This is a genomic window from Pseudomonas sp. TE6288 (assembly GCF_054062095.1).
The window spans coordinates 1-13,208 of the sequence record NZ_JBSSEW010000019.1 but is presented as its reverse complement, the minus strand read 5'-3'; the positions used below and the strand labels follow the sequence as shown (position 1 = coordinate 13,208).

The following is a 13,208-nucleotide window of genomic DNA, read 5'->3' as shown; positions in this document are numbered from 1 at the left end:
TCCGCCCCGCGATGGCGTCACTGTGGCCGGTGCAAGGTCTTCTGCTTGAGGATCCAGGCACTGACCAGTACCGCGCTGGTCAGCATGAACGCCCGCGCCCAGAACAACGGCACCAGGTAGCAGGACAGCCCGATGCTCGCCCACATCAGGCCGATCGCATACACCTTGCCCTTGAGCGGGATCCCCTCACCGCTGAGGTAGTCGCGTATCCACGGTCCGAGTTTCGGGTGGTTCACCAGCCAGTGGTGAAAACGCGGCGAGCTGCGGGCGAAGCAGGCCGCCGCCAGCAGCAGGAACGGGGTGGTGGGCAATACCGGCAGGAAGATCCCCGCCACCCCCAGCGCGACGCTGAGCCAGCCGACGGCCAGCAGCAGGTAGCGCACCACCTTGGTCAGTGGTGGCGTGGCTTGAGCAGGGCGGGCTTCTCTTCGGGGGCGTGCAGCAGCAGGAACAACGCGCTCAGTGCCTCGGGGATCTGCACGATCATGTCGTCCTGCAGGTTGGCGTTGCCGGCAATGTCGGCAAACTCGGGTTGTTCGTCGAACAGGCCCGAGCCGACCATGATCGGCAGCAGCATTTCGCTGACTTCTTCCTCGGCATTCTCGAACCAGGCCTCTTCACGCAGGAACACGCCCTCCATGAAGCCGATGCACCAGCCGCGCAGGTCGGAGTCGTCCGGCTCTTCGGTCAGGTCAAGCTCACAAGGCAGGTCGAATTCCTCGTCGCTGGCCAACTGGCGGGCGATGTGCCCCTTGAGCGCGACCAGGGTGGCCTCGATCTCGGTGCGTTGGGCATCGCTGGCGTAATGGGGTTCTTCGGCGAACAGCGCATCGATCCATTCGCGTTCTGGAACTTCTTCAGAGCAGATCGACAGCGCGGTCAGGTAGCCGTGGGCGGCGACGTAGTCCAGCGCTTCTTCGTGCAGCTCATCGGCGTCGAGGAAGGCTTGCAGGCGGGTCAGTTGCTCGGCGAAGGACATTACAGGGCTACCTTGGGGAATAAACGATGCTGAATTCTAGCACCTTGCGGCGCTCGCGGGGCAAAGGGAACGTCCGTCACCGGGGCATGCCGGGGGGCGCGGCAGTCGGGTATACTCCGCGGTTTTTCGTGCCAGGTGGCGTTTTGCGGCCATCCGGCAAAAACCGCTTACGCATTCGGTGTGTGCGCGGCGGATTTATCGTCCAGCCTGAGTCCAGGATGGTACGGCGATTTTGGAGTGGCAAATGCTCGAACAGGCTCAGCGCGTCCTCAAGGATGTCTTCGGTTACGACAGTTTCCGCGGGCGCCAGGCAGCGATCATCGAATGTGTGGCGGGCGGCGGCGACGCACTGGTACTGATGCCCACCGGTGGCGGCAAGTCCCTGTGTTTCCAGGTGCCCGGCTTGCTGCGCCCCGGCTTGACGGTGGTGGTGTCGCCGCTGATCGCGCTGATGGACGACCAGGTCGCCACCCTCGACGAGCTGGGCGTGGCCGCCGCTGCGCTGAACTCCACGCTCAGCGCCGAGCAGCAGCGCGACCTGGCCGGGCGCCTGCGCCGCGGTGAGGTGAAAATGCTGTACCTGGCCCCCGAGCGCCTGGTGCAGCCGCGCATGCTGGACTTCCTGCGTGGCCTGGACATTTCCCTGTTCGCCATCGACGAGGCCCACTGCGTCTCGCAATGGGGCCACGACTTCCGTCCGGAATACCTGCAACTGGGCCAGCTTGCCGAGCTGTTCCCCCATGTGCCGCGCATCGCCCTGACCGCCACCGCCGACATGCGTACCCGCGAGGAGATCGTCCAGCGCCTGCACCTGCAGGGCGCCGAGCGTTTCCTGTCGAGTTTCGACCGACCGAACATTTTCTACCGCATCGTGCCCAAGGAGGCGCCGCGCAAGCAGTTGATGGCGTTCCTCGGCGAGCGGCGCGGCAACGCCGGCATCGTCTATTGCCTGTCGCGCAAGAAAGTCGACGAGACCGCGGCCTTCCTCTGCGAGCAGGGCTTCCCGGCGTTGCCGTACCACGCCGGCCTGGCTGCGGAGACCCGCGCCGCCAACCAGCATCGCTTTCTCAACGAGGAAGGGCTGATCATGGTCGCGACTATCGCCTTCGGCATGGGTATCGACAAGCCCAACGTGCGTTTCGTCGCTCACCTCGACCTGCCCAAGTCGCTCGAGGCCTATTACCAGGAGACCGGCCGTGCCGGCCGTGACGGCCTGCCATCGGACGCCTGGATGGCCTACGGCCTGCAGGACATGGTGATGCTCAAGCAGATGCTGCAGAACTCCGAGGGCGACGAGCGGCATAAACGCATCGAACAGCACAAGCTCGACGCCATGCTGGCCCTGTGTGAGGAAACCCGTTGCCGTCGCCAGTCATTGCTGGCCTATTTCGACGAGGTGCTGGAGCAGCCCTGCGGGCACTGCGACAACTGCGTCGACAATGTGCAGACCTGGGACGCCACCGAGCCCGCGCGCCAGGCCTTGTCGGCAGTGTTCCGCACCGGCCAGCGCTATGGTGTCGGCCATCTGGTCGATGTGCTGTTGGGCAAGGACACCGAGAAGGTGCGCAATTTCGGCCACGAGAAACTGTCGGTGTTCGGCGTCGGCAAGACGCTGGCCGAGGCCGAATGGCGCTCGCTGTTCCGCCAGTTGGTGGCGCGTGGCCTGGTGGACATCGACCTGGAAGGCTACGGCGGCCTGCGCCTGTCCGACAGCTGCCGACCGCTGTTGCGCGGTGAGGTGAACCTGCAACTGCGCCGCGACCTCAAGCCGCAGACCGCGGCCAAGGCGTCCGGCGGCAGTGGCGGCAGCCCGGCCAGCCAGCTGGTGCGCGCCGAGGAACGCGAATTGTGGGAGGCGTTGCGCACCTTGCGGCGCAAGCTGGCCGAAGAGCACAGCGTGCCGCCTTATGTCATCTTCCCCGACTCCACCTTGCTGGAGATGCTGCGCAGCATGCCTACCAGCCTCGGCGACATGGCCCAGGTCAGTGGTGTCGGTGCGCGCAAGCTGGAGCGCTACGGCCAGGCCTTCCTTGAGGTGCTCAATGGCGCCGGTGGCACCGATGAAGCGCCGAAGGTGGTGCTCGACCTACGCCACGAACTGGTCAGCCTGGCCCGCGCCGGCATGACACCGGCACAGATCGCCGGGCAACTCAACTGCACTGAGAAGAACGTCTACAGCTTGCTGGCCGAGGCCATCGGCCGCCAGGAGCTGAGCCTGGAGCAGGCACTGGACCTGCCTGAAGAGCTGATGATGGAAGTGCAGGACGCCTTCCTCGACGGCGAGGGCGAGCTGCCTGCGGTGTCCGCTGTGGCATCGCTGTTCGGCCAGCGGGTGCCGGAAGGTGTGCTGCACTGCGTGCGGGCGGCGCTTGCCGTGGAGTTCGGTGTGTGATTGCCGGCATTTGTGCCATTTGCTGACCTTTGTCATACCCTTACATGATTATCAGTCATTTCCGTGGCGTCGAACCTTGCCTGATCGGTCGGGCCATGGTTAGCTGGCTAATAATTAGTTCTATTCATTGAGTTACTTATGCCCCTGACCGACAACCAACACCGCTTCGGCATGCAGCTGGCCCAGATGTCCCGAGGCTGGCGCGCCGAGCTGGATCGCCGCCTGGCCGGGCTCAACCTGTCGCAAGCCCGTTGGCTGGTGCTGCTGCACTTGGCCAGGTTCGAGGAGGCGCCGACCCAGCGCGAGCTGGCCCAGAGCGTCGGCGTCGAGGGCCCGACCCTGGCGCGCCTGCTCGACAGCCTGGAAAGCCAGGGATTGGTGCGCCGCCAGGCGGTGATGGAAGACCGTCGGGCCAAGAAGATCCTGCTGTGCCCGCCGGCCAAGCCGCTGATCGACCAGATCGAGACCATCGCCAATGCGTTGCGGCTCGAGTTGTTCACCGGGGTCGATGAGGCCGACCTGGAAGTGTGCATGCGCGTGCATGCGAAGATTCTCGATAATCTCGAAAAGTCCTGAGCTTGACGTAGATCGCGGGGCAAGCCCGCTCCCACAAGATTCTGCTTGGCTTGTGGGGGCGGCTTGCCCCGCGATCATTTCTAGAAGGTATGCCCCAGGTTCAGGTACACCGCCTTCTCATGCGCATCGTTGGCGCCATAGCTCAGGTTCAACGGCCCCAGCGGCGTTTCCAGCCCCAGGAAGATACTCGCTGCATTGATGTAGCCGCTGTCGAACTCGTTGTCGTTGTTCCACGCCCGCCCGCGCTCCAGCGACCCGCCCAGGTACAGCGGGAAGTCCAGGGGCAGGTAGGCCCGTGGCGTCAGGCGGCGGTAGTAGACCATGCGCAGCAGGCTCATGTTCTGCCCGGAGATCGAGTCCTGGCGAAAGCCCGATAGCTGGCGTGCCCCGCCGAACACGAAGCTTGAGGTGACCACCTCGGCATCGTCCAGGGTGCGCCCGTAGCGCCCGCCCAGCACCAGGGTGTTCGGCCCGCTGCTGATGGCCTTGTCCAGGTTGAACAGCCACTGCCGGTAGTTCTGGTCCGAATCCAGCGACTTGTCGTACTTGCGCACGGTCAGGCCGATGTCTTCGCCGCTGTGCGGGAAGTAGACGTTGTCGAAGGTGTCGAAGGAGTACTTGAGCTCGTAGAAACCCTCGTTGAAGCTGACCTTGGGCAAGTCCTGGTCGCCAATGCGCACCTCGGCGTTGCCCCAGGCCTTGCCCACGCCCAGGCGCACCTCGCCGTAGGTGCCGATCTGCCGCCCGACATTGAGCCCGAAGCCGTAACGTTCTAGGCGGTACTCGGCCACCGGGTCGTTGTCCAGGATGGCCTCCACATTCTGCGAGCCCAGGGCCAGATAGGGGGCGATGAAGTAACGCGAGCCCACGTCCAGCGGCTGGTAGAACTCGCTGTACAGCTCCTGGTCGTCGCCGATCTGGGCCCGGGTCAGCCATTCGCCGCCGAGCCGGTTGATGCCGTTGACCCGGTAGCTGGCACCAAGGTTGAAGGCGCTGTCGCCGCGCAGGTCGTCCGACAGGTTCAGGCCCAGGCGCAGGTAATCGGTACCGCCACGCCGGCCGCGGGCGCTGATCACCAGGGTATGTTCATCGCCCTTGTGCGCGACGCGGTATTGCACCTGGTCGAAGTAGTCCAGCCCGTAGAGGGTGCCCATGTCGGTTTGCAGGCGGCCGAGGTCCAGCGGCTCGCCTATCGGTTGGCGGATGTAGTAGCGGACCACGTCGTCGCTGACCTTGGAGTCGTTCTCCACCTTGATGGCCGTGATGATCGGCGTGCGTTGTTTCGGCGAGCGCGCCACCGCCAGGTTGCTGTCGCCCTCGGGCTGGCGCAGCGCCGCCAGGCGCGGATCGAGGGCGCGGGTGGCGCGGTAGCCGGCATCGATCATGTCCTGGGCGCGGCCGAAGTCGGTGACGCCGAACGCGGACAGCGGCGGCTGGACGAGAATGTCTTCGCGGCGCAGGCTGGCCAGTTGCTCCTCGGAGTTGCGCCGGGTCATCAGGGTGATCGACTGGTTGAGCACATCCACCACCGTGGCCAATTGCTTGCGGTTGCGCAGCGGGGTGCCGATGTCGACGACGATGGCCATGTCCACGCCCATCTCGCGCACCACGTCCAGCGGGATGTTGTCGGTCATGCCGCCGTCCACCAGCAGCCGGCCGTCCAGTTCCACCGGGGCGAACACTGCCGGGATCGACATGCTGGCGCGGATCACCTGCGGCAGGTGGCCGCGACGGAAGATCACTTTCTCGCCACTGGTGATGTCGGTGGCCACGGCGCGAAACGGGATCGGCAGCTTGTCGAAGTCGCGCACGTCGGCGGCATGGGCCAGCTTGCTTTCCAGCAGCAGGGCGAGGTTCTGGCCCTGGATCACGCCCAGCGGCAGGCCCAGGCTGCCGTCGTCGCGAAAGCTCAGTTTCTGCTTGACCAGGAAGTCGCGGTCGTCCTGCTTGCGCCGGAACGGCACGTCCTTGCGCGGCGGGGCGTCGGACAGGGCCTGTTGCCAGTCCAGGGTGGTGGCCAGTTTCTCCAGCTCGGCGATGCTGTAGCCCGAGGCGTACAGGCCCCCGACCACCGCGCCCATGCTGGTGCCGGCGATGGCGTCGATGCGTACGCCCTGTTCTTCCAGGGCCTTGAGTACGCCGATATGGGCCAGGCCGCGGGCGGCACCGCCCGACAGCACCAGGCCGATTTTCGGGCGCGCCGTTTCGGCGGCATGCAAGGTGATGGAAGTGAGCATCAGCAGGAGGCAGAACAGCAGGCGGCGCATCGTGAGTCTCAAACCAGAGGGTAAAGACCGCTAGTATAAGCGGCCCTTCCTACGGAGTTCCCCGACATGGCCGACAGCAAGCCGCAAATTGTCATCACTTATTGCACCCAGTGCCAATGGCTGCTGCGTGCCGCCTGGCTGGCTCAGGAGTTGCTCAGCACCTTCGCTGACGACCTCGGCCAGGTCGCCCTGGAGCCTGGTACCGGCGGGGTATTCCGCATCACCTGCGACGGCGTGCAGATCTGGGAGCGCAAGGCCGACGGCGGCTTCCCCGAGGCCAAGGTGCTCAAGCAGCGGGTGCGTGACCAGATCGATCCGCAGCGCGACCTGGGTCACAACGATCGCTGATCAGGCGCTTTCGGCCACGGTCTGCCGGGTGGGTTGCTCGGCGGCCAGACGGCTGGACAGGACGATGGCGAAGATGATCAAGGCACCACCGGCGAGCATGCGCAGGGTTGGCTGTTCAGCGAACACCACCCAGGCCACGGCGATGCCATAGACCGGCTCCATGCCGAACACCACCGCGGCGGTGCGCGCCTTGATCACCGCCAGGCTGGCGACGAACAGGCTGTGGGCGACGCCGGTGCAGAAGATGCCAAGCAGGGCGATCCACAGCCAGTCCATGGGCGCCACGGCAGTCAGGCCCGGCGCGGCGAACGGCAGCAGGCACAGGCTCACCACCAGGTTCTGCCACAGCGCCGCCTGCACGGCGGGCAGGCGCCCGGAACCGGCACGGTTGGTCAGCGACAGCAGCGAGAACAGCAGGCCTGAGAGCAACGCCCAGAGCAGCCCGCCGGTGGCCTCGCTGGCCAGGTCGAAGGCGGGGGTGACCAGCACCAGGCCGATGCTCACCAACAGCACCAGCACAGCCTCGTTGCGGCGGATGCGTTCACGGAACAACAAGCCTTCGAGGATCACCGTGAAGGCTGGGAAGCTGGCGAAGCCGAGGGTGGCGATGGCCACGCCGCCGACCTTGACCGCGATGAAGAAGCTCACCCAATGCCCGGCCAGCAGCACCCCCCCCAGCAGCAGCCGGCGCAGGTCCTGGCCGCGCAGTGGTTGCCAGGCCTGGCGCGCCAGGCCGGCGAACAGGCCCAGGGCCAGGACGGCGAACATGGCCCGGCCGAAGACGATGATCGTAGGACTGGCACTGGCGGCCAGTTTGCCGAAGACGCCGGTCAGGCCGAAGAACAGCGCGCCGATATGCAGGGCGCCGAGGGCGGTGCGGTGGTTCATGGTGGTCCCTAGAGTGTGAGGTTTCCTTTACCGCCCCTTCGCCGGCAAGCCGGCTCCCACAGAGGTGCGCTCGATCCTGTGGGAGCCGGCATGCCGGCGAAGGGCCGGTACAAGCGCCAGAAATAGTGGCAGCAGTGTAAAAAAAACTGCAGGCGCTTTCTGTCGCCCAGCTAGCGTTCCTTGTCGCCAGACTCGCGCCGCAACGCCAGCGGCGTGCAGCCGAACGCCCGCAGCACCGCCGCGCTGAATGCGCTCTGCGAGCCATACCCCACGCGCGCGGCGATCTCGCCCACCGGCAACACCGTCTCACGCAACAGCCGGCGCGCCATCGTCAGCCGCCGTTGGCGGATGTAGTCCATCGGCGTCATGCCGCACTCGCTGGCAAACCGCGCATGCAGCCGCGCACTGGACAGCCCGGCCAGCCGCGCTAGGTCGGCGACCTGCAGCGGGTAGGCGGCGTGCTGCTCGATATGGCGGTCGAAAGCGGCATAGGGCAGGCGCCTGCTGGCCAGCACCGGGGCGCAGGCTGGTGGATTGAGGCTGGCCAACAGCAACACCGCGCCCTGGCGGGCAATCAGCGGGTCGTCCACGGGGCTGGTTGCCAGCCAGTCCACCAGCTGCTGTTGTCGGCTGTCCAGGCTCAGGGGGCCGGGGCGGTCGAGCAGGCGGCGGCTGTCGTCGGCGTGCTCGCCGAGATGATCGCCGAGCCAGTGTCCGCCCGGTACGTCCAGTACCAGGCAGTCGCTGCCCTCGCGGCTCCCGCAAGTGTGGTGGGCACCGGCGGGAACCACCATCAGATCCTGGCGAGCGACCCGGCCGCCGCGTCCATCCACCTCGAAATCCAGGCGCCCGCCGAGGCCGAACACCAACTGTGGATGGTCGTGGCTGTGGGCGATCAGGTCGTGGCGGTAATGGCGCAACGAGAGCAAGGGGCCGGCGGTCATGGTGAGTCCTCACGGGGCAGGCGAAGATTGTACACCTGCAGGCGAGGGCAGGATGGTCATGTACCTGCCACCAATCTGTCACCTGCGCCTGCCAGTCTCCAGCAAACAGCGCCGGAGCCTAGCCATGACCCACGCCGAACCCCTCCGCCCGTCACGCAAGCAGCGTGTCCGCACCCTGTGGATTTCCGATGTACACCTGGGCACCCGCGACTGCCAGGCCGAACACCTCGCGCACTTCCTCAAGGGCTACCAGGCCGAGCGCATCTACCTGGTCGGCGATATCATCGATGGCTGGAAACTGCGCAGCGGCATCTACTGGCCCCAGGCCCACACCAATGTTATCCGCCGCCTGCTGACCCTGAGCAAGCGCGGCACCGAGGTGATCTACGTTACCGGCAACCATGACGAATTCCTGCGGCGTTACTCGAAACTGATCCTGGGCAACATCCAGCTGGTGGACGAGGCCGAACACCTCACCGTTGACGGCCGGCGCCTGCTGGTGATCCATGGCGATCAGTTTGACGTGATCACCCGCTACCACCGCTGGCTGGCGTTCCTCGGTGACCGGGCGTACGAGTTCACCCTGGTGCTCAACCGCTGGCTCAACCACTGGCGCGCCCGTTACGGCTATGGCTACTGGTCGCTGTCGGCGTACCTCAAGCACAAGGTCAAGGGCGCGGTGAATTTCATCAGCGACTTCGAGGACGCCATCGCCCACGAGTGCACCCGGCGTGGCTTCCACGGCGTGGTATGCGGGCATATCCACCATGCCGAAATCCGCCAGGTGGGCGAGGTGGATTACCTCAACTGCGGCGACTGGGTGGAGTCGTGCACGGCGCTGATCGAACACTGGGACGGGCGGATTGAGCTGTACCGGTTTACCGAGGCGCAGGCGCGGGAGGCGGCGTTGCGCTTGGCGGAACTGGGCGAGCCGGCCTAGCTTCTCGTCGGCCTCGCCTGTGATCGCGGAGCAAGCCCGCACCTGCAAGTAATCGGTAGTGGCGGATCAGGCGGTGGCTGGCAGGGCGGCCTTGTAGATCGACTGCCTGGGCTGGGCGAACAAGCGCTCCAGCATCGGCTCGAAGAACGCCAGCGGCAAGCTTTCATAGTCCGGATCGAACGCTGCCGCGTCATAGCGTGCGCAGAACTCGAGGGTTCGCTGGTAATGCGGGTGATCGCGGTATTGCTCGCGCAGGTGACGGTCCATGCCCAGGTGGTGGAAGAAGTAGTAGCCCTGAAAGATCCCGTGTTTCTCGATCATCCACAGGTTCTCGTCGCTGACGAATGGCTTGAGGATCGCCGCGGCGATATCCGGGTGGTTGTAGCTGCCCAGGGTGTCGCCGATGTCGTGCAGCAGTGCACAGACGACGTACTCTTCATCGCGGCCGTCGCGGTGGGCGCGGCTGGCGGTCTGAAGGGAATGGCTCAGGCGGTCGATGGGGAAGCCGCCGAAGTCGCCGTCGAGCAGGCGCAGGTGGGCGAGAATGCGTTGGGGCAACTGATGGGCGTAGGCGCGAAAGTCGTCGGCGATGATCGCCCAGTCCTGGGCGGTACCATCGCGCATGTGGCTGAAATTGGCTTGCTTGCTCATCACCGCGTGCCGCTCGTGTCGGGGAACATACCGCAGTGTTGGCCAGGATCCGGGCTTTGGCAGTGGCCCGCCGGGACGCGAACCTGGCCTTGCGGGCCGATTCAGAGGCTCAGGCGGCCCAGCAGGATGTCGCGGAACATGGCGAAGTCGCCGACCAGGCTGTACCAGGGGTGGCTGAAGGTGGCGGGGCGGTTCTTCTCGAAGAAGAAATGCCCGGCCCAGGCGAAGCCGTAGCCGGCCAGTGGCACGGCCAGCAGCAACAGCCATTTGCCGCTGCCGATGCTGTAGGCGAGCAGGGCGATTACCAGGCTGGTGCCGACGAAATGCAGGCGGCGGCAGGTGGGGTTGCTGTGCTCGCCCAGGTAATAGGGGTAGAACTCGGCAAAACTGCGGAACTGCGCTGTGCGGGTCATGGCGGGCTTCCGGATCTGCGGGTCTTGCTGACAGGATACACGGCGTGGAGCCTGAATCGAGTCTAGAGTCACTGGGGGCCGTGGCCAGTGACAATAGGCGCCAATTGAGTATCCTTTCGGTTCACCGCAGGAGCGGTCAGCACAAGAGCCTGTCATGAGTGAGAGAACCACGTCAGCCAGCTGGGCATCAGGGATCGTCAAGGCACTCGAGCTGGAAGGGCTCGATTGTCCGGCCATGTTCAAGCAGCTCGGGCTCGACTTCGCCGCACTGGACGACCCCGACGCGCGATTCACCCAGGATTCGATGACCCGCCTGTGGCAGCTGGCGGTCGAGCTGTCGGGCAACGAGGCCATCGGCCTGAACATGGCCAGGGTGGTGCGGCCGGCCTCGTTCCATGTGGTGGGCTATGCGCTGATGTCCAGCCGCACACTGGCCGAGGGCTTCGAGCGCCTGGTGCGTTATCAGCGCATCATCGCGGAGAGTTCGGACCTGAGCTTTCGCCACGAGCCCGACGGCTATGCCCTGGTGCTGACCGTGCACGGCGACCACCTGCCGCCGACCCGGCACAGCGCCGAAGCCTCGCTGGCCTGCGCCCTGGCGTTGTGCACCTGGCTCAGCGGGCGGCCGATCCAGCCGCGGCGGGTACTGATCCAGGGCGCACTGCCGAAAAATGTCGAGCCGTACAAGGTGGCTTTCCACGCACCGCTGCAATTTGGCGCGCCCCATGATGCGCTGGTGTTCGCCCGCGCCGACATGGAGGCGCCGTTGCCGACCGCCAACGAGGCGATGGCGGTGCTGCACGACCGTTTCGCCGGTGAGTACCTGGCGCGTTTCTCGGAAAGCCGGGTGACCCACCGCGTGCGCCAGGTACTGTGCCGCATCCTGCCCCAGGGCGAGCCCAAGCGCGAAACCGTGGCCCAGGCCCTGCACCTTTCGCAACGCACCTTGCAGCGGCGCCTGCAGGACGAGGGCACCAGCTTCCAGACCCTGCTCGACGACACCCGCCGCGAACTGGCCGAGCAGTACCTGGCGCAGCCAGGCACCACGTTACTGGAAACCGCCTACCTGCTGGGTTTCGCTGACCCGAGCAACTTCTACCGGGCGTTCCGCCGCTGGTTCGACAGCACGCCGAGCGAGTACCGCACACGCCTGTCGGTCAGTGACGCCAGAACGCCGGCATGCACAACACCAGCACCGTGATGATCTCCAGGCGACCGAGCAGCATGCCGCCGGCAAGGATCCATTTCGCGGCATCTGGCAGCGTCGCGTAGTTGCCGGCCGGGCCGATCACTTCGCCCAGCCCCGGGCCGACACCCGACACGGTGCCGGCGGCGCCGGTCAGCGCGGTCATCCAGTCCACGCCCAGCAGCGACAGCAGCAGGGCGATGATGCAGATGGTGATGGCGAAGAAGAACGAGAAGGTCAGGATCGAGCGCACGATCTCTTCGTCGAGGCGGTGGCCGTTGTATTTCTGCTTGATCACCGCGCGCGGATGGATCAGCTGGTTGAGGTTGGCCTTGAGCAGGATGTAGGCGACCTGGAAGCGGAAGATCTTGATACCGCCGGCCGTCGAGCCGGAGCAGCCGCCGACGAAGCCCAGGTAGAAGAACAGCATCAGCGAGAAGTTGCCCCACAGGCTGTAGTCGCCCAGGGCAAAGCCGGTGGTGGTGACCACCGAAGTAACGTTCAGCGCCACATGGCGCAGGGCATCGAGCCAGTGCAGCTCGGTGGTCGCCCAGTACCAGGTGCCAAGCACCAGCCAGGTGGTCACCAGCATGGCCAGCAGGCCCTGTACCTGCTGGTCCTTGATCAGCGCCCGGCGGTGGCCGCGCAGGGTGGCCACGTACAGGGTGAAGGGCACGCTGCCCATGATCATGACCACCACCGCGACCCAGTGCACCGCAGGGATATCCCATTTGGCCAGGGACTGGTCGGAGGTCGAGAACCCGCCGGTGGAGATCGCCGACATGGCGTGGTTGATCGCATCGAACAGGCCCATCCCCGCCCACCAGAAGGCCAGGCTGCCGAGCACGGTGATGCCGACGTACACCGCCACGATCGACTTGGCGACCATGTGCGAGCGCGGCATGACCTTCTCCGAACGGTCGGAGGACTCGGTCTGGAACAGGCGCATGCCGCCGATGCGCAGCAACGGCAGGATCGCCACGGCCATGCCGATGAAGCCGATACCGCCCAGCCAGTGCAGCATCGAGCGCCACATCAGGATGCCCGGCGACATGCTGTCCAGGCCGCTGAGCACGGTGGCGCCGGTAGCGGTGATGCCGGACATGCTTTCGAAGAAGGCGTCGGTGTAGCTGATGTGCTGGGTCAGCAGGAAGGGCAGGGCGGCGAACACGCAGACCACCAGCCAGCTGCTGACGGTCAGCAGGTACATGTCGCGGGGGCGCAGGTGCACGTGCTCGGGGCGGCCGGGGATGACCAGGCCCAGGCCCGCGAGGAAGGTGATCAGGCTCGACCAGAGGAACGACGGCATGTCGCCGGTGCGCTCGAAGACCACCAGGGTCGCCATGGGCACCACCATGCTCACCGCCAGGGTGATCAGGAAGATGCCGATGATGAAACCAATGATCCTTAAGGTCGGCAACGCCATGTGATCTGCTCTGACTCGCTACGGAAAGGGCGCCATTCTACCTGTGGGCCGGGTCTTGTAAACGCCGATTGGTGGCCTCCACGGAGCGGGGGGGGGGCCCCCCGGGCCGCGGGGCCGGGCGCCCCCCCCCCCCCCACCCCCCCCCCAGGGCGCGGATCGGGCCCCCAAAAGAAAGCCCCCGGGGGGGCCACCGCGGGG

The 13,208-nt window shown here is 65.9% G+C and carries 13 protein-coding genes; 5 read left to right on the top strand and 8 right to left on the bottom strand.

The window, feature by feature from the left end; genetic code table 11:
- Positions 1 to 17: 17 nt before the first annotated feature.
- Positions 18 to 383, bottom strand: coding sequence for a YbaN family protein (locus tag ACVWY1_RS19985; protein WP_110701035.1), 366 nt, complete (start codon positions 381 to 383; stop codon positions 18 to 20).
- 8 nt (positions 384 to 391) lie between these two features.
- The gene (locus ACVWY1_RS19980; RefSeq protein WP_023630694.1) at positions 392 to 979 is read right to left on the bottom strand and encodes a YecA/YgfB family protein; all 588 of its coding nucleotides are present in this window, start codon (positions 977 to 979) and stop codon (positions 392 to 394) included.
- A 244-nt stretch (positions 980 to 1,223) separates the two neighbouring features.
- Here ACVWY1_RS19980 and recQ point away from each other — a divergent pair, with 244 nt between their 5' ends.
- Positions 1,224 to 3,371, top strand: a complete 2,148-nt coding sequence (gene recQ / locus ACVWY1_RS19975; protein ID WP_277505337.1) for a DNA helicase RecQ — start codon at positions 1,224 to 1,226, stop codon at positions 3,369 to 3,371.
- Positions 3,372 to 3,509: 138 nt separating this feature from the next.
- Positions 3,510 to 3,947: a MarR family transcriptional regulator gene (locus tag ACVWY1_RS19970; protein WP_102684306.1), complete on the top strand. Its 438-nt coding sequence runs from the start codon at positions 3,510 to 3,512 to the stop codon at positions 3,945 to 3,947.
- A gap of 80 nt (positions 3,948 to 4,027) precedes the next feature.
- Here the strand turns inward: ACVWY1_RS19970 and ACVWY1_RS19965 are convergent, their stop codons facing one another.
- On the bottom strand, positions 4,028 to 6,214 hold the full coding sequence (locus ACVWY1_RS19965; protein WP_102684307.1) for a patatin-like phospholipase family protein: 2,187 nt from the start codon (positions 6,212 to 6,214) through the stop codon (positions 4,028 to 4,030).
- A 66-nt stretch (positions 6,215 to 6,280) separates the two neighbouring features.
- Here ACVWY1_RS19965 and ACVWY1_RS19960 point away from each other — a divergent pair, with 66 nt between their 5' ends.
- The gene (locus tag ACVWY1_RS19960) at positions 6,281 to 6,562 is read left to right on the top strand and encodes a SelT/SelW/SelH family protein (RefSeq protein WP_096049580.1); all 282 of its coding nucleotides are present in this window, start codon (positions 6,281 to 6,283) and stop codon (positions 6,560 to 6,562) included.
- On the opposite strand, the gene ACVWY1_RS19955 is transcribed toward ACVWY1_RS19960, so the two are convergent.
- Together ACVWY1_RS19955 and ACVWY1_RS19950 are read right to left on the bottom strand one after the other, a co-directional pair.
- Positions 6,563 to 7,450: a DMT family transporter gene (locus tag ACVWY1_RS19955; protein ID WP_102684308.1), complete on the bottom strand. Its 888-nt coding sequence runs from the start codon at positions 7,448 to 7,450 to the stop codon at positions 6,563 to 6,565.
- A 170-nt stretch (positions 7,451 to 7,620) separates the two neighbouring features.
- On the bottom strand, positions 7,621 to 8,394 hold the full coding sequence (locus ACVWY1_RS19950) for a helix-turn-helix transcriptional regulator (RefSeq protein WP_102684309.1): 774 nt from the start codon (positions 8,392 to 8,394) through the stop codon (positions 7,621 to 7,623).
- 124 nt (positions 8,395 to 8,518) lie between these two features.
- Here ACVWY1_RS19950 and ACVWY1_RS19945 point away from each other — a divergent pair, with 124 nt between their 5' ends.
- Positions 8,519 to 9,334, top strand: a complete 816-nt coding sequence (locus ACVWY1_RS19945) for a UDP-2,3-diacylglucosamine diphosphatase (protein ID WP_102684310.1) — start codon at positions 8,519 to 8,521, stop codon at positions 9,332 to 9,334.
- 66 nt (positions 9,335 to 9,400) lie between these two features.
- Here the strand turns inward: ACVWY1_RS19945 and ACVWY1_RS19940 are convergent, their stop codons facing one another.
- Positions 9,401 to 9,985, bottom strand: coding sequence for an HD domain-containing protein (locus ACVWY1_RS19940; protein ID WP_214500429.1), 585 nt, complete (start codon positions 9,983 to 9,985; stop codon positions 9,401 to 9,403).
- A 101-nt stretch (positions 9,986 to 10,086) separates the two neighbouring features.
- On the bottom strand, positions 10,087 to 10,398 hold the full coding sequence (locus ACVWY1_RS19935) for a DUF962 domain-containing protein (RefSeq protein ID WP_023631733.1): 312 nt from the start codon (positions 10,396 to 10,398) through the stop codon (positions 10,087 to 10,089).
- Between the two features lie 154 nt (positions 10,399 to 10,552).
- Here ACVWY1_RS19935 and ACVWY1_RS19930 point away from each other — a divergent pair, with 154 nt between their 5' ends.
- Positions 10,553 to 11,599 carry an AraC family transcriptional regulator gene (locus ACVWY1_RS19930; RefSeq protein ID WP_102684312.1) on the top strand — a complete coding sequence of 349 codons (1,047 nt, stop codon included), beginning with the start codon at positions 10,553 to 10,555 and terminating at the stop codon, positions 11,597 to 11,599.
- On the opposite strand, the gene ACVWY1_RS19925 is transcribed toward ACVWY1_RS19930, so the two are convergent.
- The gene (locus ACVWY1_RS19925) at positions 11,556 to 13,010 is read right to left on the bottom strand and encodes a TrkH family potassium uptake protein (protein ID WP_102684313.1); all 1,455 of its coding nucleotides are present in this window, start codon (positions 13,008 to 13,010) and stop codon (positions 11,556 to 11,558) included. The two genes, ACVWY1_RS19930 and ACVWY1_RS19925, sit on opposite strands and share 44 nt — an antisense overlap.
- Positions 13,011 to 13,208 lie beyond the last annotated feature (198 nt).